Source organism: Kribbella sp. NPDC051936 (genome assembly GCF_040680955.1).
Classification (GTDB): Bacteria; Actinomycetota; Actinomycetes; order Propionibacteriales; family Kribbellaceae; genus Kribbella.
Genome location: NZ_JBFAXS010000011.1, coordinates 52,498 through 74,302, shown reverse-complemented (window position 1 = coordinate 74,302; position 21,805 = coordinate 52,498). Strand labels below are relative to the sequence as shown.

At 70.0% G+C, this 21,805-nt stretch carries 20 protein-coding genes; 9 read left to right on the top strand and 11 right to left on the bottom strand.

The window, feature by feature from the left end:
* Window positions 1-6 precede the first annotated feature (6 nt).
* Window positions 7-1,536 carry an MFS transporter gene (locus AB0L64_RS34640; protein WP_363717168.1) on the bottom strand — a complete coding sequence of 510 codons (1,530 nt, stop codon included), beginning with the start codon at window positions 1,534-1,536 and terminating at the stop codon, window positions 7-9.
* A gap of 87 nt (window positions 1,537-1,623) precedes the next feature.
* Between AB0L64_RS34640 and AB0L64_RS34635 the strand changes: the two genes are divergently transcribed.
* Complete coding sequence (locus AB0L64_RS34635) at window positions 1,624-2,376, top strand: AAA family ATPase (RefSeq protein ID WP_363717166.1); 753 nt, start codon at window positions 1,624-1,626, stop codon at window positions 2,374-2,376.
* On the opposite strand, the gene AB0L64_RS34630 is transcribed toward AB0L64_RS34635, so the two are convergent.
* Together AB0L64_RS34630 and AB0L64_RS34625 are read right to left on the bottom strand one after the other, a co-directional pair.
* Window positions 2,370-3,299: a DUF4349 domain-containing protein gene (locus tag AB0L64_RS34630; protein ID WP_363717164.1), complete on the bottom strand. Its 930-nt coding sequence runs from the start codon at window positions 3,297-3,299 to the stop codon at window positions 2,370-2,372. The genes AB0L64_RS34635 and AB0L64_RS34630 overlap by 7 nt on opposite strands.
* Window positions 3,300-3,406: 107 nt before the next feature.
* Window positions 3,407-5,581, bottom strand: a complete 2,175-nt coding sequence (locus tag AB0L64_RS34625; RefSeq protein WP_363717162.1) for a DEAD/DEAH box helicase — start codon at window positions 5,579-5,581, stop codon at window positions 3,407-3,409.
* A 252-nt stretch (window positions 5,582-5,833) separates the two neighbouring features.
* Here AB0L64_RS34625 and AB0L64_RS34620 point away from each other — a divergent pair, with 252 nt between their 5' ends.
* The gene (locus tag AB0L64_RS34620) at window positions 5,834-6,514 is read left to right on the top strand and encodes a ferritin-like fold-containing protein (RefSeq protein WP_167207264.1); all 681 of its coding nucleotides are present in this window, start codon (window positions 5,834-5,836) and stop codon (window positions 6,512-6,514) included.
* A gap of 147 nt (window positions 6,515-6,661) precedes the next feature.
* Here the strand turns inward: AB0L64_RS34620 and AB0L64_RS34615 are convergent, their stop codons facing one another.
* The 5 genes from AB0L64_RS34615 to ligD form a co-directional block, all read right to left on the bottom strand.
* On the bottom strand, window positions 6,662-6,937 hold the full coding sequence (locus tag AB0L64_RS34615; RefSeq protein ID WP_363717159.1) for a GlsB/YeaQ/YmgE family stress response membrane protein: 276 nt from the start codon (window positions 6,935-6,937) through the stop codon (window positions 6,662-6,664).
* A gap of 146 nt (window positions 6,938-7,083) precedes the next feature.
* On the bottom strand, window positions 7,084-7,311 hold the full coding sequence (locus tag AB0L64_RS34610; protein WP_359925825.1) for a DUF3107 domain-containing protein: 228 nt from the start codon (window positions 7,309-7,311) through the stop codon (window positions 7,084-7,086).
* A 102-nt stretch (window positions 7,312-7,413) separates the two neighbouring features.
* On the bottom strand, window positions 7,414-8,043 hold the full coding sequence (locus AB0L64_RS34605; protein ID WP_355476562.1) for a TetR/AcrR family transcriptional regulator: 630 nt from the start codon (window positions 8,041-8,043) through the stop codon (window positions 7,414-7,416).
* Window positions 8,044-8,204: 161 nt separating this feature from the next.
* The gene (locus tag AB0L64_RS34600) at window positions 8,205-8,411 is read right to left on the bottom strand and encodes a hypothetical protein (protein ID WP_359925819.1); all 207 of its coding nucleotides are present in this window, start codon (window positions 8,409-8,411) and stop codon (window positions 8,205-8,207) included.
* A 20-nt stretch (window positions 8,412-8,431) separates the two neighbouring features.
* Window positions 8,432-9,358 carry a non-homologous end-joining DNA ligase gene (gene ligD, locus AB0L64_RS34595; protein WP_359925816.1) on the bottom strand — a complete coding sequence of 309 codons (927 nt, stop codon included), beginning with the start codon at window positions 9,356-9,358 and terminating at the stop codon, window positions 8,432-8,434.
* A 42-nt stretch (window positions 9,359-9,400) separates the two neighbouring features.
* Between ligD and AB0L64_RS34590 the strand changes: the two genes are divergently transcribed.
* From AB0L64_RS34590 to moeZ, 3 genes are all read left to right on the top strand, one after another.
* Window positions 9,401-10,315, top strand: a complete 915-nt coding sequence (locus AB0L64_RS34590) for an alpha/beta fold hydrolase (RefSeq protein ID WP_363717155.1) — start codon at window positions 9,401-9,403, stop codon at window positions 10,313-10,315.
* 63 nt (window positions 10,316-10,378) lie between these two features.
* A complete protein-coding gene (locus AB0L64_RS34585; protein WP_363717153.1) occupies window positions 10,379-13,129 on the top strand; it encodes a Calx-beta domain-containing protein in 2,751 nt (916 codons plus the stop codon).
* A 120-nt stretch (window positions 13,130-13,249) separates the two neighbouring features.
* The gene (gene moeZ / locus AB0L64_RS34580; RefSeq protein WP_363717151.1) at window positions 13,250-14,440 is read left to right on the top strand and encodes an adenylyltransferase/sulfurtransferase MoeZ; all 1,191 of its coding nucleotides are present in this window, start codon (window positions 13,250-13,252) and stop codon (window positions 14,438-14,440) included.
* On the opposite strand, the gene AB0L64_RS34575 is transcribed toward moeZ, so the two are convergent.
* Entirely contained in the window at window positions 14,437-15,225 is a 789-nt protein-coding gene (locus AB0L64_RS34575; protein WP_363717149.1) for a maleylpyruvate isomerase family mycothiol-dependent enzyme, read from the bottom strand. The two genes, moeZ and AB0L64_RS34575, sit on opposite strands and share 4 nt — an antisense overlap.
* Complete coding sequence (locus AB0L64_RS34570) at window positions 15,222-15,863, bottom strand: TetR/AcrR family transcriptional regulator (RefSeq protein ID WP_363717147.1); 642 nt, start codon at window positions 15,861-15,863, stop codon at window positions 15,222-15,224. Before AB0L64_RS34570 ends, AB0L64_RS34575 begins: the two co-directional genes overlap by 4 nt.
* Before the next feature lie 76 nt (window positions 15,864-15,939).
* Here AB0L64_RS34570 and AB0L64_RS34565 point away from each other — a divergent pair, with 76 nt between their 5' ends.
* Genes AB0L64_RS34565 through AB0L64_RS34555 form a run of 3 tightly spaced genes read left to right on the top strand, consistent with a single transcriptional unit; the run spans window position 15,940 to window position 17,408 of the window.
* The gene (locus AB0L64_RS34565) at window positions 15,940-16,206 is read left to right on the top strand and encodes a DUF2277 domain-containing protein (protein WP_130439916.1); all 267 of its coding nucleotides are present in this window, start codon (window positions 15,940-15,942) and stop codon (window positions 16,204-16,206) included.
* Window positions 16,207-16,261: 55 nt separating this feature from the next.
* Window positions 16,262-17,101 (top strand): TIGR03560 family F420-dependent LLM class oxidoreductase, encoded by an 840-nt coding sequence (locus AB0L64_RS34560; RefSeq protein ID WP_359925799.1) that lies wholly within the window; start codon window positions 16,262-16,264, stop codon window positions 17,099-17,101.
* 10 nt (window positions 17,102-17,111) lie between these two features.
* Window positions 17,112-17,408, top strand: coding sequence for an MGMT family protein (locus AB0L64_RS34555; RefSeq protein WP_355700220.1), 297 nt, complete (start codon window positions 17,112-17,114; stop codon window positions 17,406-17,408).
* A gap of 5 nt (window positions 17,409-17,413) precedes the next feature.
* Here the strand turns inward: AB0L64_RS34555 and AB0L64_RS34550 are convergent, their stop codons facing one another.
* Window positions 17,414-18,316 carry a hypothetical protein gene (locus AB0L64_RS34550; protein ID WP_363717144.1) on the bottom strand — a complete coding sequence of 301 codons (903 nt, stop codon included), beginning with the start codon at window positions 18,314-18,316 and terminating at the stop codon, window positions 17,414-17,416.
* 160 nt (window positions 18,317-18,476) lie between these two features.
* Here AB0L64_RS34550 and AB0L64_RS34545 point away from each other — a divergent pair, with 160 nt between their 5' ends.
* Window positions 18,477-21,695 (top strand): ATP-dependent DNA helicase, encoded by a 3,219-nt coding sequence (locus AB0L64_RS34545; RefSeq protein ID WP_363717142.1) that lies wholly within the window; start codon window positions 18,477-18,479, stop codon window positions 21,693-21,695.
* Window positions 21,696-21,805: the final 110 nt, after the last annotated feature.

Below are 21,805 nucleotides of genomic sequence, written 5' to 3'. Positions count from 1 at the left end.
AACCGCTCACCTGGTCCGAACCAGCTTGGCCGTGGTCGCGGCAAGGATCAGAACCATCACGACACTCATCACAGCCGCCAGCTGTACGCCGTTGGTGTACGCGTCCCGCGCCGTCGTGAGCAGCTGCTGGGCGAGCGGTGCGGGCAGCTGCTCAGCCTCGACCACCGCACTGCCCAGAGTGTCGCGTACGGAGTCCGGTGCACCGGCCGGCACCGACACCCCGGCGCGGTAGACCGCTGTGACGATGCTGCCGGCGATGGCGATGCCGAGCGCGATCCCGAGCTCAGTGCCGGTCTCGCCCATCCCGGACGCCACACCGGCCCGCTCCGGCGGCGCGCTGCTGATCACGACGTCGTACGTGAGCGCCAGCACCAGCTGGATGCCCAGACCGGCGAGACTCAGCCCGATGACGACCGGCCAGCGCCCGGTCGCGGCAGCCATCAGTGCGAGCCCGGGCGCCGCGACGAGGAAGCCGACAGTCATGGCGGTGCCGGGCCGGAGCACGCGGATCACATACGGCCCGGCGAGCGTGCCTGCGATGCCCGCGACCGTCGTGGGCAGCATCCAGAGACCGGCCTCGAACGGGCTCATCCCGAGCACGAGCTGGAAGTACTGCACGGCGAGGAACTGCATCGCGGCCAGCACGTACAACCCGAAGGTCTGCGCACCGAGCGAGGCGCTGAACGCGGACCGGCGGAACAAGTGCAGATCGAGGAGCGGCTCGGACAGTCCGAGCTGGCGGCGGACGAACCACCAGCCGAGTCCCACACCGACCACCGCGACAGCCAGAGTGCCCGGGTGCAGGCCGCCCTTCGCGGTCTCCTTGACGGCGTAGACCACCGAGATGATCGCCGCGACCGACAGAACGACGCTGAGCAGGTCGATCCGGCCCGCGCGCTCGTTACGGTACTCGGGGAGCAGCAGCGGCCCGACGACGAGCAGCAGCACCAGCGGCGGGATGCCGATCAGGAACACCGAGCCCCACCAGAAACGGTCGAGGAGCACGCCGCCGATCAGCGGACCGGCCATGCCGCCGACCATGAAGTTCGTCATCCAGATCGCGATCGCCAGCCGGCGCTGGCCGGGATCGCGGAACATGTTGCTGAGCAGCGACAACGTCGACGGCATCAGGGTCGCCCCGGCGAGGCCGAGCAGCGCCCGTGCCGTGATCAGCAGCTCCGCGCTGGTCGCGAACGCCGCCAGCAGCGAGGCGACCAGGAAGCCCGCAGCACCGATCATCAGCAGGCGGCGGCGCCCGATCCGGTCGCCGACCGTCCCCATCGTCACGAGCAGCCCGGCCACCACGAAGCCGTACACGTCGACGATCCACAGCAGCTGCGACGAGCTGGGGGCGAGGTCGGCACTCAGCGCCGGCGCCGCGAGGTGCAGCGCCGTTCCGTCCAGGCCGATCAGCACGGTGGGCAGCGCCAGGACGGCCAGTCCCAGCCACTCCCGCCGCCCGGCCCGGACCGGTACCGCCGGCCGGTCGTCGCAGTCGGGGGTCGGGGGATCGGGGCAGATGCTCGTTCCGGTCATGTCCAGCATGCTCGGAGCTCAAGTGCCCTTGAAGTCAACAGCTCGGTCGGTGTGGGCCGGCGGTCCGCCGTACGGCACAATGGCCGGGTGCCTCGCACTCTCGCGGTCGCCAATCAGAAGGGCGGCGTGGCCAAGACGACCACGGTCGCCACCCTCGGCGCGGCCCTGGCCGAGCTCGGCCAACGGGTGCTGCTGGTCGATCTCGACCCCCAGGCCTGCCTGACGTTCTCGGTCGGCATCGATCCCGAGGACCTGGACCAGTCGATCCACCACGTGCTGCTCGGCGGCGTGCGCGCACGCGACGTACTGATCGAGTCCGACGACGCCCCGGACCTGCTGCCCGCCACGATCGCGCTCGCCACCGCGGACGTCCAACTGGCCCGGGAGAGCGGTCCGGAGCAGGTCCTGCGGACCGCGCTGCGCCCGCTGCGTACGTCGTACGACTGGATCATCGTCGACTGCCCGCCGACCCTCGGGCTGCTCACCGTGAACGGCCTGTCCGCGGCGTCCGACGTGCTGATCCCCTTGCAGTGCGAGACGTTGGCGCATCGTGGCGTTGGGCAACTACTCGACACCGTGAACGACGTCCAGCGGCTGACGAACCCGGGTCTGCGGGTGCTCGGTGTGCTCCCGACGCTGTACGACGGCCGTACAAGGCATGCCCGGACGGTCCTCGAGACGATCGCGGACACGTACTCGCTGGACGTGCTGCAGCCGGCGATCCCCAAGTCGATCCGGTTCGCGGAGGCGCCGGCGATCGGCGACACCGTGCTCAGTACGGCGCCGGCCTCGCCCGGCGCGAAGGCCTACCGGGCGTTGGCCGGCGCACTGCTTCACTGACCGCTGTTCGGCGCCGGCGGGGGCAGCGGGGCCGGCTGGCGGCGCAGCTTGTTCCGGAAGAGCCACAGCGGTACGAGGACGATCGCGAGCAGCACCAGGAACGGGAGTAGCGCGCCGACGGCGGTCGCGATCGCGGAGAACACCGCGGTGAACGCGTGCCAGCCGCCCTTCAGGCCCGCCACGAAACCTTTGTCCGGCTCCTGGACGGTCTGCACCGGCGGCTTGCCCTTCTCGGTCAGCGTCAGGGTGAGCGTCGCGAGGTCGGTCTGCAGGGCGAGGTTCTTCTGTTTGGCCAGCAGCGACTCCAGGTCCGACTCGCGGCGGGTCAGCTCACTCTCGACCGAGACGATCTCGCCGATCGTGTTCGCCTTCGTCATCAGCGCGCGGGTCCGGTCCAGGCTGGCGCGTTGCGATTCGATCCGGCTGGCGACGTCGACGACCTGCTCGGTGACGTCGGTCGACTCCTGGTGGATCTGCAGGCGCTTCCCGAGGTCGGACAGCCGCTGGATCGCGGTCTCGAACGACTTGGTCGGCACCTTCAGGACCAGGTTCGACCGGTTGATGCGGCCGTCGGGGTCGCTCATGGTGTCCTCGGCGGCCACCTGACCGCCGAGGCCGCTGATCGCGGCGACCGCCTTCTGCCGCAGGGCGGAGACATCTTCACCTTCGACGGCCAATGAGCCGCTCTTGATGATCGCCCGCGTGATCGTCGGCTCGTCCTTGCCGCCGCCTTCCGACGAGTCGGACTTGCCGGCGGCCGGCGCCTGCGGTTTCGCGTTGCCCGCCGCCTCGCCGGAGCTCTGCCTCGGCGCGGCCGCGGAGTCGCCCGCCGAGTTGCTGTCGTTGCCACTGGCACTACAACCGGCCAGCACCACGACCCCCACGACAGCCATCACGGCCGTCACCGCCCTGATCCGCCTCATCACCCAGCCCCTCTCTCGTGATTACCGTCCTTTGGGTGTGTCTTCCGATCCCAGGACGGCCCACGCGGGGCTGGGTGTTGCAGCGTCAGATCACCATTAGGAAACGGTCACTCCGGCGCACTGAAGATCGGCGTCGTCGCCGCCTTCCGCGCCCGCTTCACCGGCTTCTCGCCGGTGCCCGCCGGCTGCTCTGCCTTCGCCTCGGCCGCCGGCGCCTGTGCGGTCTTGCGGGTGCGAGTGCGCTTGGCCGGCTTGTCCTCCGCAGCCGCAGCCACCTCGGCAGCGGCCTCCGGCGCGTCAGCCGTCTTACGCGTCCGCGCCCGCTTCACCGGCTTCTCGCCGGCGCCCGCCGGCTGCTCGGCCTGCGAACCGGCGTCGGCCTGCTCGGCCGCCGGCGCCTGCGCGGTCTTGCGGGTGCGAGTGCGCTTGACCGGCTTCTCCTCCGCAGCCACCGCCACCTCGGTAGCGGCCTCTGGCGCTTCGGCCGCCTTCCGCGTCCGCGCCCTCTTCACCGGCTTCTCGTCCGCCGCCGCTTCCGCAGCAGCCGGCTCAGCCGCAGCCGCCTTCCGGGTCCGCGTGCGCTTGGCGGGCTTGTCGTCTGCGACGACCTCGGCCTGTGCCTCGGCTGCCGGCTCGGGCGTCTGTGCGGTCTTGCGGGTGCGGGTGCGTTTGGCGGGCTTGTCGTCTGCGACTACTTCGGCCTGTGCGTCGGCGGCCGGTTCCGGCGTCTGTGCGGTCTTGCGGGTGCGCGTGCGCCTGGCCGGCTTCTCGTCTGCTGCCGGCTCGTCTGCCTTCGCCTCGGCGACCTCGACCTCGGCTACGACCGCCTCGGCCGTGGCGGGCTCTGCGGTCTTCCGGGTGCGGGTGCGTTTGCGCGCCTTCCGGGCGGGCGCCTCCTCGGCGACCGTCTCGGTCGACACCGGTACGTCGGTCTTCGTGGTGACGTCGGCGCGCTCCTCGAGCGGCTGGCCGGCCCGCGTGCGCTTGCGGGTCCGGTTCCGCTTGCGGCCCGGCCGCTCGCCGTCGGAACGGCCTTCGTCGCGGCGACCGCGCGGCCTGTCCTCCCGCGCTTCACGGGCTTCCGGCGCGCGCACCGGACGGATCCGGCCCTTCGCCTCCGACGGGATCCCGAGGTCGTGGTACAGCTCCGGCGACGTCGAGTAGATCTCCTGGGGCTCGTCGTACGGCAGGTCGAGCGCCTTGTTGATCACCTTCCACCGGGTCACGTCCGGCCAGTCCACGAAGGTCACGGCGATGCCGCTGGCCCCCGCGCGCCCGGTCCGCCCGATCCGGTGGATGTAGGTCTTCTCGTCCTCCGGGCAGGTGTTGTTGATGACGTGCGTGACGCCCTCGACGTCGATACCGCGGGCGGCGACGTCGGTGCAGACCAGGACGTCGATCTTGTCGCCGCGGAACCGGGTCAGCGCCCGCTCGCGGGCCTGCTGGTTCAGGTCGCCGTGGATCGCGGCCGCCTTGAACCCGCGGTCCTGCAGGTCGTCGGTCAGCCGGGACGCCTCGCGCTTGGTCCGGCAGAAGATCATCACCCGGCCGCGGTCCTCGGCCTGCAGGATCCGGGCCACCACCTCGGGCTTGTCCAGATCGTGCGCCCGGTAGACGAACTGTGCCGTGGTCGGCACCATCTGGGTGTCCTCGTGCGACTCGGCCCGGATGTTCAGCGGGTGCCGCATGTGGGTGCGGGCGAGGCCGATCACGGCCGACGGCATGGTTGCCGAGAACAACATGGTCTGGCGCAGCTCGGGCGTCTTGCGCAGGATCCGCTCGACGTCGGGCAGGAAGCCGAGGTCGAGCATCTCGTCGGCCTCGTCCAGGACCAGGACCTTGATGTGGCCGAGGTCGAGAACGCCCCGGTTCGCCAGGTCCAGCAGGCGTCCCGGCGTACCGACGACGACGTCGACGCCGGTCTTCAGCGCGTCGAGCTGCGGTTCGTAGGCGACGCCGCCGTAGATGGTCAGGATCCGCACGGTGCGGACGGTGGAGGCGGTCTGGAGGTCCTTGGCGACCTGGATGGTCAGTTCCCGGGTCGGGGTGACGACGAGCGCCTGCGGCTTGCCGGGCGCGACGAGCTCGGCGTAGTCGGCTTCGTGCGGCGCGATCGTGCGCTGCAGCAACGGGATCCCGAAGCCGAGCGTCTTGCCGGTGCCGGTACGGGCCTGCCCGATCAGATCGGTGCCCATCAGGGCCACCGGCAGGGTCATCTCCTGGATCGGGAAGGGTTCGACGATGTCGACGCGCTCGAGCGCGTCACAGATCTCGGGCAGCACCCCGAGCTCTCGGAAGGTGGTCAGGCTGATCGCCTCTCACATGCTTGGTGCGGACAGATGCTCAGTGGCCGGGCGCCTGGGGCCTTCTAGCCCCGATCGTGAGGCGCGGGGACACTGTGCAAGCACCTCGCACCAGCTTGCCCGTATGGGCGCGTCACCGGCGAATCGCCCACCAGTGTAACCGCAGCGGCTGTCAACGCCGCTTCGTGTGGCATGCGCCACTCCCGTGCGCGGCCCGATAGGGTGCCGGGCATGGAGCAGACGGCCTTTGACGACCCCGCCTACCGGGCCGCGGCGGTGGACCTGCTGGGAGTGCTCGCGTACGGCGAGCTGACCGCGTTCGAGCGGATGGCCGAGGACGCCAAACTGGCCCCGACCCTGGACGACAAGGCGGAGCTGGCGGCGCTGGCGACCACCGAGTTCGGGCATTTCCAGCGGCTCCGGGACCGGCTCGTCCAGCTCGGCGTGGACCCGATGGACGCGATGCGGCCGTTCGTCACGCCGCTGGACGCGTTCCACGACCACACCGCGCCGTCCGACTGGCTCGAGGGCCTGGTCAAGGCGTACGTCGGGGACGGGCTGGCCAACGACTTCTACCGGGAGATCGCGTCGTTCGTGGACGCGGAGACGCGGGCGCTGGTGCTGGAGGTGTTCGCCGACTCCGGTCAGGCCGAGTTCGTGGTGGACCGGGTGCGGGCCGCGATCGACGAGGACCCGAAGCTCGGCGGGCGGCTGGCGCTGTGGGGCCGCCGCCTGGTGGGGGAGGCGCTCAGTCAGGCGCAGCGCATCGCCGCCGACCGGGACTCGCTGGCCGCCCTGCTGGCCGGCAGCGTGGACCGTCCGGGCCTGGACCTGGCCGCGATCGGCCGGATGTTCACCCGGCTCACCGAGGCCCACACCGCCCGCATGACCGCCCTGGGCCTGCAGGCCTGAGTCCCAATTTGCCTGGTTGACCCACCAAATTCCGGGTTCTGCACCCTGAATCAGGGTGAAGAACCCGGCACTTGGCTGGTTTACCAGGCAAATGGCAACGGCCGCCTTCCCCGCGTACGGGGTGGCGGCCGTTTGGTTGTGCCTGGATCAGGCGGCTGTGGTCTTGCTGTTACGCGCGGAGATGATCGCGATGACGATCGCGGCGCAGATGATCTGGATCAGGTACTGGATCCAGTCCGGGCCGGAGGTGTCCTTGACGCCGAGGAAGTACGCGATCAGGCCACCGAGGAAGGCGCCGATGCCGCCGCCCAGGATGGTCCAGCCGAGGCTGATGTTCTGCTTGCCGGGGAGCACCAGCCGGGCCAGCGGCCCGAAGATGATGCCCGCGATGAGACTGACGATGATCATCCAGACCCAGTACACGGTGTCCTCCTAGTGAGGGATGGTGAACCTGCGCCGGTCCGGTGCCCCGTGACAAACCAGACCACCTGAGCGCAGGTCTCACCGTCATCGTGCCCTCTCGGTGGCTTTCCGCAACCGGGACACGCGCGACTGTGTCCGGAACGCGATCAGATCGCGCCGAACCCGACCTTGCGGGTCGACACCTCGCCGATCTCGACGTAGGCGAGCCGGTCGGCCGGGATCAGCACCCGGCGGCCCTTCTCGTCGGTCAGCTCGAGCAGACCGGACTTGCCGGTGAGCGCCGCGGCGACCAGTGCCTGGACCTCTTCCGGAGTCTGCTCGCTCTCCAGAACCAATTCCCGATTGGCGTGCTGCACGCCGATCTTGACCTCCACGAAACCCTCCGGGCACGTTCGACCGGCGACCTTCGCCGATGACAGTTCGAGCCTATCCGGTCGTTCTGCCGGGCCCGCACCCGTCCGCCGAGAGCAGAACCGTCAGCCGTCGGTGCGCGGGAAGCCCCGGATACCCCGCCACGCGAGGGAGGCGACCAGGTCGGCGGCCTGCTGCTGCGGGAACGACGGGTCGCCGGCGCCGAGCCAGTAGCGGGCGCTGACCTGGGCCATGCCGACCAGGCTGACGGCCAGCACCATCGACTGCTCACGGCTGAGGCCGGCGTCGGCGCTGATCACCTCGGAAACCGCCTCGGCGCAGGCGTGCGTGACCCGGTCGACGCGCTCGCGGACGGCCGGCTCGTTGGTCAGGTCCGACTCGAACACCAGCCGGAAGGCGCCCTGCGCGTTCGCCACGTAGTCGTAGAACGCGTGCATCGTGGCCGCGACCCGGAGCTTGTTGTCCTCGGTCGACTTCAGCGCGTCCTGCACCGACGCCACGATCGCGTCGCAGGAGGTGTCCAGCAGCGCCAGGTACAGCTCGAGCTTCCCGGGAAAGTGCTGGTACAGCACCGGCTTGGACACGCCCGCGCGGTCGGCGATGTCGTCCATCGCGGCGGCGTGGTACCCGTTCGCGACGAAGACCTCCTGGGCCGCCTCGAGCAGTTGGGCGCGGCGAGCCAGCCGGGGCAGGCGGCTGCCCCGCTTGGGTGCGGTCTCCGGTGTCGTCGACACGGTCGGCTCCTTCGGTGGTGCTCTCCGGCGGCCGGCTTCGTCCGGCACCGGGTCGTTCCACGAATCCTACCCAGCAGTCCTTCCCGTCAGTAGCTTCCCCGCCGACCAACCCGCCACGGACCGTTCCATCGTGGTACTGCGGTCCGCGGCAGGTACGGCGGTCAGCGGTAGTCGTCCTCGTCGGCGTCGCCCACCTCGCGGCGCTGCTCCTCCACGTCCGCCGGGTCCGCCTCGCTCGGGAGCCCGGACTCCTCGGACCGGTCGTCCACCACGGTCGAGGCCAGGCGCTGCTCGAGCACGTCCGCCTCGGAGGCCTCGGTCGGCAGGTTGTCGTCGCCCGGGCCCTCGTAATCGGGTCCACTGGTCATCTGGCTCGCGCTCCTCTCATCTAGGCCGGTAGCGGCTTGGGGTCGTCGTACAGCCCTTCGAGTACGTCGCCGTACTCCTCGATCCGGGCGAGTACGTCGTGCGGCAGGAACCGGAGGTCCTCGGGGGAGGTCGCGGACGCCACCTCGTCCCAGTCGATCGGTGTCGATACCCGCGGCTCGTCGGAGCCGCGCAGCGAGTACGGCGCCAGCGTGGTCTTGGCGCTGGCGTTCTGACTCCAGTCGATGAACACCTTGTTGGGCCGTAGCGCCTTGGTCATGTTGGCGGTGACGTTCTCCGGCAGCGCCTCCGCCAGTTGCTCGGCGAGCTGCTTGGCGAAGGCACTGGTCTGCTTGGACGGCGCGGGCTCGATCGGCACGTACAGGTGCATGCCCTTGTTCCCGGACGTCTTCGGCCAGCCTTCCAGACCGAAGTGGCCGAGCAGTTCCCGCAGCCCCAGAGCCACGTCGCAGCACTCGACGATCGTCGCTCCCGGCCCGGGGTCGAGGTCGAACACGATCAGGTCCGCCCGCGGGTCCTTGCCCTGGTCGGACAGCCCGATCCGCCACTGCGGCACGTGCAGCTCCAGTGCGGCCAGATTGGCCAGCCACACCACGGTCTGTACGTCGTCGCACACCACGAAGCTCATCTCGTCGCGTCCGGTGGAGCTGCCGGGCGTCGGCAGCGTCTCGGTCCGCACCCAGGCCGGCGTACCGCGGGGAGCGTTCTTCTCGAAGAAGTACGCCGCCTCGGTGCCGTCCGGCCAGCGCTTGCGGGTCAGCGGCCGGTCGGACAGGTGGGGGAGGAGCAGCGTCGCCACCTGGTGGTAGTAGTCGATCACCTCGGCCTTGGTGAACCCGGTCCGTGGATACAGGACCTTGCCGAGGTTGGTGAGCTTCATCGTCTGCCCGTCCACCTCGGTCGTCAGCTGCTGCTGCGCACCCGCCATACGTCCCAGTCTCCATCAGCGGAGCGGCCTAACATGGGTGCCGTGGATAGTTACGGACCAGTAACCGGAGATGGGTCGCCGCTGGCGGTCCGGGACTGGCCGGTGCGGCGGGTCCCGGTCTCCGGCGTGGATCTGGCGGTCAGGGACCTGCCCGGTGCGGCGACGGACCTGCCGCCGGCCCTGTTCGTGCACGGCCTCGGCGGGTCGTCGCTGAACTGGACAGCCCTCGGCCTGCTTCTCAACGACTCGGTCCGCGGCATCGCGCCCGATCTCCCCGGTCATGGGCGTACGCCGCTGTCCGGCGTGACCGGGATCTCCGAGCAGGCCGACCTGCTCGTCCAGCTCCTGGAGCGGGAGTACGCGGGCCCGGCGCATGTCTTCGGGAACTCGATGGGCGGGGCCGCCTCGGTGGCCCTGGCGGCGCAACGGCCGGACCTGGTCGCATCGCTGACGCTTGTGTCGCCGGCCCTGCCGCATCCGCGAGTGTCGGCCAGTGCCCTGTGGTTCACGGCGCTGGCAACTCCCCGGCTCGGTCCGGCCGTCCTGGAGCGGACGAGGCGGATGCCGTTCGACCGGCGCTTCCAGGCGTCGCTCGCGATGGTGTTCGGTGATCCACGAGGGCTGGACCCAGAGGTGCGGGCGGCGTACGAGGAGGAGCTGCGCCGTCGCGACACCGACCCTTGGGCCCAGCAGGCCACAGTCGACGGTGCGCGCAGCATCCTGCGGTCCTCGCTGGCCCCACCGCGGCGGTCGCTCTGGGCGGACGCCGCGGCTGTGCAGTGCCCGGTGCTGCTGATCTACGGCGGCAAGGACCGTCTGGTCGACGCGCGGATCCGGACCAAGGCCCAGCGCACCTTCCCGGACGCCCGCACGCTGTACCTGCCGCGGTCCGGGCATGTCGCGCAGATGGAACATCCGGACCAGGTGGCGCGGGCGTTCCGTCAGTTGATCGGCTGATCGAGTCGAATCCGACGCCCGGCTGAGACACGACTGAGCGGCGGGTCGGGTCAACTTGGGCGCGTGAATGGCAGAACCGCCCGAAATCTGTCGTTGGGAATCGCCGTACTGCTCGGTGTGGGGCCGCTGACCGCGACCGCCGCACCGCCAGTAGTTGCTCAAAGCAACCACTGGGACGTGCGGCCGCTCGCCAACGGATTCCAGCTGACCCTTCGTCTCGACGAGCCTGTGCCGATGCGTGCGTCCCTTCCGCTGCTGGAGGTCGACGGCAAACCGCTCGGTGTCGCCAAGCAGTCGCCGGACCGCAGAACGCTGACCCTGGTCAGCACGGACCCGGCCGTACTGAAGGCGCGCGACGTACGCCTGGTCTGGTCCGGGGACCTGGGGAAGGAGTCCGGCAAGCGCCGGGCCGTCAACCCGGCCGGATCGACCGATGCCGACTGGCTGAAGGCGCGCCGCGGCCCGCTGTTGCCTTCGGACCCGGGCACGCCCGGCAAGTACAAGGTCGACACCGCGGAGTACGACCTGGGTGACGAGGCCGTCTATCTGCCGGGCCTCAAGCACCGGGCGGAGCTGCGCGGGAAGGTGTACTCACCACGTGGTGCGGCTGGACCGCGGCCGCTGGTGGTCTTCCTGCATGGCCGGCACGAGGTCTGTTACGGCGAGCCCACCCACCCGTCCGACGACGAGAAGCCGTGGCCGTGTCCATCAGGGATGAAGCCCGTCCCCAGCTTCCGGGGGTACGGCGGCCCGGCGACCGCGCTGGCCAGCAACGGGTACCAGGTGGTGTCGATCAGCGCCAACGCGATCAACGGCTGGGACAGCGACGCGTACGACGCGGGCGCGCAGGCGCGGGCCGAGCTGATCCTGGACCACCTCGCACTGTGGCGGAAGTGGTCCACGGTCGGTGGCGGCCCGTTCGGTACCCGCTTCGCCGGCAAGATCGACCTCCAGAACGTTGGCTTGATGGGGCACTCGCGCGGCGGTGAGGGCGTGGCACGGGCTGCTGTGCTGAACGCGGACCGCGGTGGTCAGTACGGGATCCGCGCGGTCCTTCCGTTGGCTCCCACGGACTTCGCGCGCGCCACGGTGCCGGGCGTCGCGATGAGCGTCGTACTGCCGTACTGCGACGGCGACGTGTCCGACCTGCAGGGCCAGAAGTTCTACGACGACACCCGGTACTCGGTCGGCGGCGACACCGCACCGCGCTCCACCGTGACGGTGCTGGGCGCCAACCACAACTTCTTCAACACCGAGTGGACTCCTGGCCAGTCGGTCGCTCCGTCGAACGACGACTGGTTCGGTGACGAGAAGGCGTCGCCGTGCGGAGCCAAGTACGCCGGCCGGTTGACCGCGAAGCAGCAGCAGGCCGTCGGCACGGCGTACGTCGCGGGGTTCTTCCGTCTGCAGCTGGGGCGCGAGATGCAGTTCCTGCCGCAGTTCGACGGCTCTGACTCGCGGGCGGCGTCTGCCGGGAAGGCCGTCGTGCGAGTGGTGTCGCAGGCGCCGCTGAGGTCGCGGCGGGACCTGAACCACTTCGACAAGCCACTGCCGGCAGGAGCGGTCAGCGGCAAGCTGTCGGCGGCCGTGTGCGCCGGTGTGACCGCTAAGAACCTGCGAGCGAGTACTCCGACCTGCATGGACACCGAGGACTGGGGCAACGCGCCGCACTGGGACACAGCGTGGTTCGCCGCGAAGACACCGACCACCGCGGTCACCAAGCTGAAGTGGACAGGTACGAACGGCGTGCTGCGCGTCGACGTACCGGCTGGGCACCGCGACGTACGGCGGTTTGCGGCCCTGACGTTCCGTGCCGCGCCTGATCCGTCCGGTGCGCCCAAGACCGACCTGAGCGTCCGTGTGGTCGACGGGCACGGACGGGCGGCCGTGGTACCGGTGTCCGCGGTCAGTGACGCGCTGGTGCGGATGCCGGGCAACAACGAGGTCGGCCTGCCGAAGAACCTGTTGCGGACGGTCCGTATCCCCGTGCCGTCGCTGAAGGGCGTGGACCCGCGCGACGTACGCGCTGTGGAGCTGCGGACGGACAGGGTCGCCAGCGGGTCGGCGTACGTGAGCGACCTGGGCTTCTCGTCGCCCGGACTCGGCTTCTCGGCGCCGGCAGTGCTGCTGCCGAAGCTGTCCGCCTCAAGCGTCACCGTGAAGGAAGGGGACAAGGGCACGCACACGGTGGGCTTCTGGGTCCGCCTGTCGCGGCCGAGCATCCGGCCGGTCAGCGTGTACGTCGAGACCAACGGCGAGCTCGGCGAATCGGTCGGGGACCTGGCGCAGCACTTGGTCTTCAAGCCCGGCCAGGTGCGCCAAAAGGTGACTGTGCCGATCAAAGCGAACACCAGAGACAGCTACGACCTGCCGTTCAATCTGGTGCTGTCGGCACCGCACGACGCGCTGCTGGACGAGTCTTTCGGTCACGGTCTGGTCATGGACGACGACCCGACGCCGACACTGACCCTGACCAACCTGAAGACGCCCGAGAAGGCCGGCGTGGTGAGCTTCGGAGTGAAGCTGTCCGCGCCGAGCGACAAGTACGTCAGCTTCTCCGGTGTCCTGAAGGACGGCACGGCGGTCATCCGCAAGGACTACACCGGCGTCAACGACGACGGCACCGGCCCCGCGGACCGGACGATCGACGCGTACGTCGAGCCCGGCAAGACCACCGGAGACCTCCAGGTCAGGATCCTCGACGACAAGCTCAAGGAACCGCCCGAAACCTTCACCGCGGTGATCCAGCAGGTCGACGGCGCCGTCCTCAAGATCCCGGCGACCCTGACCGCCACGATCACCGACAACGACTGAGACGCCAGTACCGGGATGTGGACTCTGTCAGGGGCGGTTGGGATAGTGCGGGAACATGGAGGCGGGACAGATGGTTGAAAACCGGAGATCCCGTCCGACGTCTTCCTGAGGAGCCGACACGTGTCACTGCCACCGCTGGTCGAACCGGCCGACGAGCTGACGATTGACGAGGTGCGGCGGTATTCGCGGCACCTGATCATCCCCGAGGTCGGGATGGCCGGGCAGAAGCGGCTGAAGAACGCCAAGGTGCTGGTGATCGGCGCCGGCGGTCTCGGCAGCCCGGCGCTGCTGTACCTGGCCGCCGCCGGTGTCGGCACGCTCGGCATCGTCGAGTTCGACACCGTCGACGAGTCCAACCTGCAGCGTCAGGTCATCCACGGCCAGTCCGACGTGGGCAAGTCCAAGGCGCAGTCCGCCAAGGAGTCCATCCTCGAGGTCAACCCGTACACGAACGTCGTCCTGCACGAGACCCGGCTGGACAACGACAACGTGTTCGAGATCTTCGAGCCGTACGACCTGATCGTCGACGGCACCGACAACTTCGCCACCCGGTACCTGGTGAACGACGCCGCGGTGCTGCTGCACAAGCCGTACGTGTGGGGCTCGATCTTCCGCTTCGACGGCCAGGTCAGCGTGTTCTGGGCCGACAACGGCCCGTGCTACCGGTGCCTCTACCCGGAGCCCCCGCCGCCCGGCATGGTCCCGTCCTGCGCCGAGGGCGGCGTGCTCGGCGTGCTCTGCGCGTCGGTCGGCGCCGCGCAGGTCACCGAGGCGATCAAGCTGCTCACCGGGATCGGCGACCCGTCGCTCGGCCGGCTGAACATCTACGAGGCGCTCGACCTGAACTGGCGCACCCTCAAGGTCCGCAAGGACCCGAACTGCGCGATCTGCGGCGAGCACCCGACCGTCACCGAGCTGATCGACTACGAGAGCTTCTGCGGTGCGATCACCGAGGAGGCGGCCGACGCGGCCGCCGGATCGACGATCTCGGTCAAGCAGCTCAGCGAGTGGATCAAGCTCAAGGACAACGGCGAGAAGGACTTCGTCCTGATCGACGTGCGGGAGCCGAACGAGTACGAGATCAACAAGATCCCGGGCTCGGTGCTGATCCCGAAGGCGGACTTCCAGACCGGCGTGGCGCTGGAGAAGCTGCCGCAGGACAGGCAGTTGGTCTTCCACTGCAAGTCCGGCGTCCGCTCCGCGGAGGTGCTCGCGATCGCCAAGGGCGCGGGCTTCTCCGACGCCGTCCACGTCGGCGGCGGGGTCGTCGCCTGGGTCGACCAGATCGACCCGAGCCAGCCGTCGTACTAGAAGGGCATCCGGCAGGACTCGACCGCCTCGGTGGCCACGGGATCACCCGTGACCGCCGGGGCGTCGTCGCGTCCGGAGACGGTCCGCATGTACCCGACCGCGTCCACTGTGGCCCGCCCCACCGGCGCACCTCTCCCGAGTCGGTAGGTCCCGCCGCCCTGCCCGGTCAGCTCGACCTCGACGGCCGGCCGGTCCTCCCACCACGGTCCGTCCATCAGGTCGCACATCACCTGCGCGACCAGTTCCCCGGCGTACGGCCCGGCGTCGAACGGGCGGCCCAGCGCCTGGCAGACGTCGTCGCGGTGCATCCACAGGTCGCGCGCCAGCAGGATGTCCTGGATGTACCCGAGGCTGAACTTCACGACGTGGAACCCGTCGATCGTCATCGACACCCGGCGGATCAGCTCGGGGTTCTTGGAGATCTTCCGGGTCGCCCTCGCCCACACCTGGTCGAACTCGGTGCGCAGCCCGGCGGGCGGCGTACCGCGGTGCTCGTCGGCCTGCACCATCATGTGTGCGTCGATCCGCAGCACGTCGGGATAGACCCGCTTCGCCTTCCGGTACCGGCGCGGGAACGAGAACGCCTTGTTCACGTCCTCGGCCTGGCCGATCAGGTGACCGGCGATGTCGGCGACGTCCCACTCGTCGCAGACCGTACGGCGCTGCCACTCGTCCCCCTCGATCGACGCGAGCAGCTCGTGCCACGCGTGGAGCTCGGCGTCGCGGTGGACCCGGCACCGCGCGCGGTCGGCCCGCCCGATCTGTTCCGCGAGTACTGCGGTCATTTGCTCCCCCTGATTGGTGCGTAGCGTTGATGGAACATCTCGAGCACGGTCGGCAGCATCCGGATGAACCGCCCGTCCTCGAACGAGGCGTCCGGCTCGTTCGCCAGCTGCTGGGACAGCAGCCCGGCGGTGAGTGACGTGAACAGCGCGACGCCTTCGTCGCCGGCGGCGTCCGGGTGCAGGTAGCCCGCGTCGGCCGTCGCCTGCAGGTGGTCGCGGAGATCTCGCAGCGTCTCCTGCGCCGGCGCGTACGCCTCCGCGCTCGGCTCGAAGCCGGGCACCGTCCGCCAGAACATGAGCTGGGTGTAGACGGGGTTCTCCAGGCACCACCGGCTGAACGCGGTCGCCGCGATCAGGTTGAGCTCCAGCGGATCCCCGGTCGCGGCAGTCGTGAGCGCCGCCCGGTACGCGTCCCGCTGCAGCTCGCTGCCGCGCTGGAAGAGCGCGTCGTAGATCGCCATCTTCGACGGGAAGTACTGGTACAGCGACGGCGGCTGCATGCCGAGCCGCCGGGCCACCGCGGACAGGCTGAGCGCCGCGACGCCCTCGGACGCCATCAGTTCGATCGCGACGTCGAGGATCTCCTCGATCGTCTGCTGACGACGGCGGGTCCGGCGGTCCGGCGCGGTAGTGCTCATGCCATGAGGAAAACCTAATGCCATTAGGGTTGTCAATACCTCGTAGTTGTCCCCGGCGGCACGTACTGTCGGGAGCATGTGCAGAAACATCACCGTGCTCCGGGGACTGGAGCCGTCGGCGACCTCCGAAGAGATCTACGCGGCCGCGCTGCAATATGTGCGCAAGGTGACGGGCGTCGGCTCGCTGAGCGCGACCACTCGCGGCCCGATCGAGCGCGCGGCCACCGAGGTCGCCCGCATCACCGAGCAGCTCCTCGAGGAGATGCCGGCCCGCCGCACCCCGCCGCAGACCGTCCCTCCGCTGCGCCGCCCCGAGGTCCGCGCCAGACTCGGTCTCGACTGAGGCGAAAGCAGAGTAGTCTCGCCCGGGAAACGGCTACCCCTGAGGGAGGCGCGGAATGCGGTTCGCGATCAAGACCAGGCCGGAGCACACCACCTGGCAGCAGATGCGGGACGTGTGGGTCGCGGCGGACCAGTTCGAGATCTTCGAGTCCGCCTGGCACTGGGACCACTTCTACCCGCTGACCGGTGACATGCAGGGGCCGAACCTGGAGGCCTGGACGACGCTGGCCGCGCTCGCGCAGGCGACGTCGCGGATCCGGCTCGGCTGCCAGGTGACCGGGATGATCTACCGGCACCCGGCCGTGCTCGCGAACATGGCCGCGACCACCGACATCATCAGCAACGGACGGCTCGAGCTCGGCATCGGCGCGGGGTGGAACGAGATGGAGACCGCGGCGTACGGCATCGACCTGTACCCGCTGAAGGAGCGCTTCGACCGGTTCGACGAGGGCACGCAGGCGATCATCGCGCTGCTCACCGAAGAGGTCGCGAACTTCGACGGCAAGTACGTCAAGCTCACCGACGCGTACTGCAACCCGAAGGCCGTGCAGACGCCGCACCCGCCGATCACCATCGGCGGCAAGGGCCCGAACCGCACGCTCCGCGCGGTCGCCAAGTGGGCCCAGCAGTGGAACGTCATCGTCCCGAACCCGCAGGAGTGGAAGGCGCTCAAGGACGTCCTGGTGCAGCGCTGCGAGGAGGCCGGCCGCGACGTCGGCGAGATCACCTGCTCGGTGAACGTCCGGATCGACCCCGACAGCCCGCTCGACAAGGCGGTCGCCGAGGCCGCGGCGTACGGCGAGGCCGGTGTCGACCTGGTCGTCATGAACCTTCCGCTGGACGCGCCGCCGTCGGTTCTGGAGCCGCTCGCGAAGGCGCTCGCCCCGCTCGCCTAGATTGGGGCGCGTGGACAGGGAGGAGTACGTCGAGGCCGTGCTGCAGGCCGTGGAGTCGATCCCGGAGGGCAGCGTCGCGACGTACGGCGACATCGCGGAGTACGTGGGGCAGGGCGGCCCGCGGCAGGTCGGCGCGATCATGCGCGAGTACGGCGCGAGCGTGCCGTGGTGGCGGGTGATCCGCGCGTCCGGTGTACCGGCCGATGAGGTCGGCGACGAGCAGCTCCACCGGCTGCGCTCCGACGGCGTGCGGATCACCAACGGCCGGGTGAACCTGCGCCAGGCCCGTTGGGATCCGCACGACTAGAGCGTCTACTCGCCGTACAGCGACGAACCCTCCTGCGACGTGCGCAGGAAGTAGATCGGGTCGTTGAACGTGCCAGGCACCTTGCCCAGGGCCTGGATGACCGTGGCGGTTCCGTTCGCGTGCCCGATCGCATACAGGTACGCCGACCCGCTGTCCCGGTCGACCGCGGCGAGCAGCGTGCTCTGCGTGCCGCACTTCTCCGCGACGATCGCCTCGAAGCCCTGCCAGGTCGACGTCCGCACGGCCTTCACCACCGGCGTCATCGGCGACGTGACCGGGATCCGGATCGTGTACAGCGCGCCGCCTCGCGTGGTCGCGAGAAGCGTGTCGTACGTCGCGGTCTGACTGATCAGCGTCATGGTCTTGACCGCGGAGAACCCGGCGGACGAGCCGAGCCCGTGGAAGCCGGTGCTGTCCTTCTTCCAGCGGAACAGCACGCCGTCGTTGCGCAGCCCGTACAGGTACTCGCGGGTCGGGTCGGCGCCCTTCGGGTAGCCGGACCGGGCGAGCTGGGTGAAGTCGCCCATCCCGTCCTGGATGTTCGCCTGACCCCACCACGGTCCGTCCGGCGGCCGGGCGATCAGCGTGCTGTAGAGCCAGGTGCCGTAGATCGCGTAGCCGCGGTCGACGATGCCGTCGTGGCTGTCGTAGGAGAACTCCCAGGTCGCACTGGCCTTCGTCGCGCCCGGGTCGGCGATCTGCGGGCCCACCCGGCGTTCGCTCGCGGCCGGCGGACTCGCGGCGGACAGGACCTGGTCGACGTAGTTGCCCCCTGCGGTGATCGAGCCGAGGTCCAGTGAGCAGATCGACGCGATCTTCGGGTTCGCCGCCGAGGCGGTGGTGGTCGTCGGTCCTGCGAGGAGAACAGCCGTCCCCAGGAGGGCGGCGGTGTGCCGCAGCGTCCTCATTCGGTGCTCCTTGTCGTCGTGTTGCCGTCGAGGGACTCGATGCACCGGAGCTGCGGAAAGTTATCGGCCGGCTACGCGGTTCTGTCCGGTTTCCGGCGATCCGGCCGGCGCCCGGGGAGCCTCGTCGCGGACTGTCGGTGCCGTCTGTTGAGATGTGTCGGTGGTCAGCAGACAGGGATCCCGGTACCGGTTGGTCCGGGAGGAGCGCCGGAGCGCGGAGGCACCTGTTCTCGACGCCGACCAGCAAGCCGTCGTGCAGCATCCGGGCGGGCCGCTGCTGGTGCTCGCCGGGCCCGGCACCGGTAAGACCACGACCTTGGTGGAGGCCGTCGTCGACCGGGTCCGCAACCGCGGCCTGAGCCCCGACGAGGTGCTCGTGCTGACGTTCGGCCGGAAGGCCGCGACCGAGCTTCGCGATCGCATCACCGGGCGCCTCGGGCGGACGACGCGGGTGATGCCGTCGATGACGTTCCACTCCTTCTGCTACGCGTTGCTGCGCCGGTTCACACCGGCCGACGCGTTCGACGTACCACTGCGGCTGCCGTCCGGTCCGGAGCAGGCGCTGCGGTTGAGCGAGGCGTTGTCGGGCAGTCGTGACGTCGGTGCGGTGCACTGGCCGGGCAGTCTGCATCCGGCGTTGAAGACCCGCGGGTTCACCGACGAGGTGCAGGCCGTGATCGGCAAGGCGCGCCAGTTGGGGCTCGACCCGGAGGACCTGTCCGCGATCGGGCGATCGGCCGAGCGGGCCGAGTGGGTCGCGGTCGGCGACTTCTTCCAGGAGTACCTGCAGATCCTCGACGCCGAGCAGGTGCTGGACTACTCCGAGCTGATCCATCGCGCGGTGATCCTGGCGCAGCAGCCGCAGGTGCAGGCGAAGCTGCGGGCAGAGTTCAAGGCGGTGTTCGTGGACGAGTACCAGGACACCGATCCCGGTCAGACGAAGCTGTTGCAGGCGATCGCCGGTGACGGTCGCGACCTGGTCGTCGTGGGCGACCCGGACCAGTCGATCTACACGTTCCGCGGCGCGGACGTGCGCGGGCTGCTGCGGTTCACCGACGAGTTCCGCACCCGCGACGGCGCGGAGGCCGCGCAGATCGCGCTGGGGACGACACGGCGCTTCGGCACCACGTTGCAGCGCGTGTCGCGCAACGTCGTCAACCGGCTCGGTGTGCCGGGATCGCTGGACCGCGACACGTTCGAGCGCTTCCGCAACCCCGACGCGTCCGCGTGTGTGTACGGCCCGGGCAAGGTCGAGGCGAACCTGTACTCGACCAGCGGCGCCGAGCTGGAACACATCGCCGATCTGCTCCGCCGGGCGCACGTCCAGGACGGCATCGGATGGAACGAGATGGCCGTGCTCGTGCGCTCCGGCAGCCGGTCGATCCCGCCGTTGCGGCGGGCGTTGTCCGCGGCCGGCATCCCGGTGGACGTCGCGGGCGACGAGCTGCCGTTGTCGCGCGAGCCCGCCGTCCGGCCGATGCTGCTGGCGCTGCGGGCGGTGGCCGATCCGGAGACCCTGACCGTCGATGTCGTCCGGGCGCTGGCGCTGTCGCCGTTGGGCGCGATGGACGCGGGGCAGCTGCGCCGGCTGGCGCGGGTACTGCGCCGGCGGGACCGCGACGCGGCGGGCGGGCAGCGGTTGCCGCGGTCGTCGGACGAGCTGTTGCGCGAGGCGATGCTGAACCCGCTGCTGCTCGACCAGGAGGCGTCACCGGCCGAGGCGCGGTTCGCGGCGCTCGGCGAGCGGTTGCTCAAGGCAAGGAACATCGTGACCGCGGGCGCGGCGCCGGACGAGGTGATGTGGTCGCTGTGGTCGGAGTCGCCGTGGCTGCGGCGGCTGCGCGGCCAGGCCTCGTCGGGCGGCGAGGTCGCGCGCACCGCGAACCGGGACCTCGACTCGCTGTGCGCGCTGTTCGACGCGGCCGGCCGGGCCGAGGAGCAGGTCGGGTTCAAGGGCGTGTCGGCGTTCCTGTCCGAGCTGGAGTCGCTGGACATCGCGGCGGACAACCGGTTCGACGGGACGTACCGCGAGGCCGGCGTCCAGCTGATGACGGCGCACCGGTCGAAGGGGCTGCAATGGCGGCTCGTCGTGGTCGCCTCCGTCCAGGAAGGGCAGTGGCCGGACCTGCGGCGCCGCGGTTCGTTGCTGGAACCGGACCGGTTGGGGCCCGACGGGTTGATCGACCCGTTGTCGGCGGGTGCGTTGCTCGCCGAGGAGAGACGGTTGTTCTACGTCGCGATCACCCGGGCCCGCGAGCGGTTGATCGTGACCGCCGTACAGGCACCCGAGGCCGACGGCGACCAGCCGTCCCGATTCATTGCCGAGCTGGACATTCCTTGGAAGCTGGTCGCGGGGCGCCCGCGGCGGCCGTTGTCGTTGCCGGGGCTGGTGGCGGATCTGCGCTGCGTGCTGGCGGATCCGGCGTCGTCGCCGGCGTTGAAGCGGGCGGCGGCGGACCGGCTGGCCTTGCTGGCCTCGGCTGTCGACGACCGGGATCAGGCCTTGGTGCCGACGGCCGATCCGTCGCGCTGGTGGGGCGTGCGGGAGCGCACCGAGTCGGCGCGGCCGATCGCGGATCCCGCCGAGCCCGTTCCGCTGTCGGGAAGTGCGCTGACGACGATCGTGGACTGTCCGCTGCGCTGGTTCCTGACCAGGCGGGCCGGTGGGGAGACGCCGAGTACGTCGGCGCTCGGTTTCGGCTCGGTGCTGCACGCGCTGGCCGACGCGGTCGCGACGGGAACGCTGCCGCCGTCGGTCGACGAGCTGAACGGCTGGCTCGACAAGGTCTGGACCCAGCTCGAGTTCGAGTCCGCCTGGATCTCGGACCGGGAGCGCGGTGAGGCGGAGCAGGCGTTGCGGCGGTTCGTCGCGTGGCACCAGGGCCGTCCGGACCGGACGCTGGTCGGGACCGAAGTGGAATTCGACGTCCTGCTGCCCGACGCGGAGCACCCGGCGGTGCGGGTGAAGGGCCGGATGGACCGTATCGAGAAGGACCCCGAAGGCATGGTCCGGGTGGTCGACTTGAAGACCGGGCGCAACATCCCGACCAAGCCGGCGCTCGAGCGGCATGTGCAGCTGGCCATCTACCAGCGGGCGATCAACGCGCGGCAGCTCAAGAAGCTCGGCGAGGACGCGGTCGCCGGCGGCGCCGAGCTCGTGCAGCTGCGGCACGACGACAACGGCGGCTTCCCGAAGGTCCAGCACCAGGGCCCGCTGGAGACCGACGAGGCCGGCCGGACCTGGCTCGACGAGGCCGTCGACGACGCCGAGACGATGATCCGCTCGGAGGATTTCGTGGCCAAACGCAACGACGGCTGCACCCGGTGCGAGGCCCGGGCCCTCTGCCCCATCCAACCCGAAGGCCGGGAGATCGTCTGATGCAGAGCTCCCACTCCCACCTCCGCTCGTACCTGCGGGTGGCTGGGACCTCTTGCTGTGACCTGGGATCTGTTATTCCAGGTCTCAGGTCACAACAAGGGGTCTCCGGT

Excerpts from the sequence above, each read along its gene's own strand:
- AB0L64_RS34565 (WP_130439916.1), top strand. The coding sequence starts at position 15,940 with ATGTGCAGAAACATCACCGTGCTCCGGGGACTGGAGCCGTCGGCGACC.
- AB0L64_RS34575 (WP_363717149.1), bottom strand. The coding sequence starts at position 15,225 with ATGACCGCAGTACTCGCGGAACAGATCGGGCGGGCCGACCGCGCGCGG.
- AB0L64_RS34560 (WP_359925799.1), top strand. The coding sequence starts at position 16,262 with ATGCGGTTCGCGATCAAGACCAGGCCGGAGCACACCACCTGGCAGCAG.
- AB0L64_RS34640 (WP_363717168.1), bottom strand. The coding sequence starts at position 1,536 with ATGACCGGAACGAGCATCTGCCCCGATCCCCCGACCCCCGACTGCGAC.
- AB0L64_RS34600 (WP_359925819.1), bottom strand. The coding sequence starts at position 8,411 with ATGACCAGTGGACCCGATTACGAGGGCCCGGGCGACGACAACCTGCCG.
- ligD (WP_359925816.1), bottom strand. The coding sequence starts at position 9,358 with ATGGCGGGTGCGCAGCAGCAGCTGACGACCGAGGTGGACGGGCAGACG.
- AB0L64_RS34550 (WP_363717144.1), bottom strand. The coding sequence starts at position 18,316 with ATGAGGACGCTGCGGCACACCGCCGCCCTCCTGGGGACGGCTGTTCTC.
- AB0L64_RS34620 (WP_167207264.1), top strand. The coding sequence starts at position 5,834 with ATGGAGCAGACGGCCTTTGACGACCCCGCCTACCGGGCCGCGGCGGTG.
- AB0L64_RS34630 (WP_363717164.1), bottom strand. The coding sequence starts at position 3,299 with ATGAGGCGGATCAGGGCGGTGACGGCCGTGATGGCTGTCGTGGGGGTC.
- AB0L64_RS34570 (WP_363717147.1), bottom strand. The coding sequence starts at position 15,863 with ATGAGCACTACCGCGCCGGACCGCCGGACCCGCCGTCGTCAGCAGACG.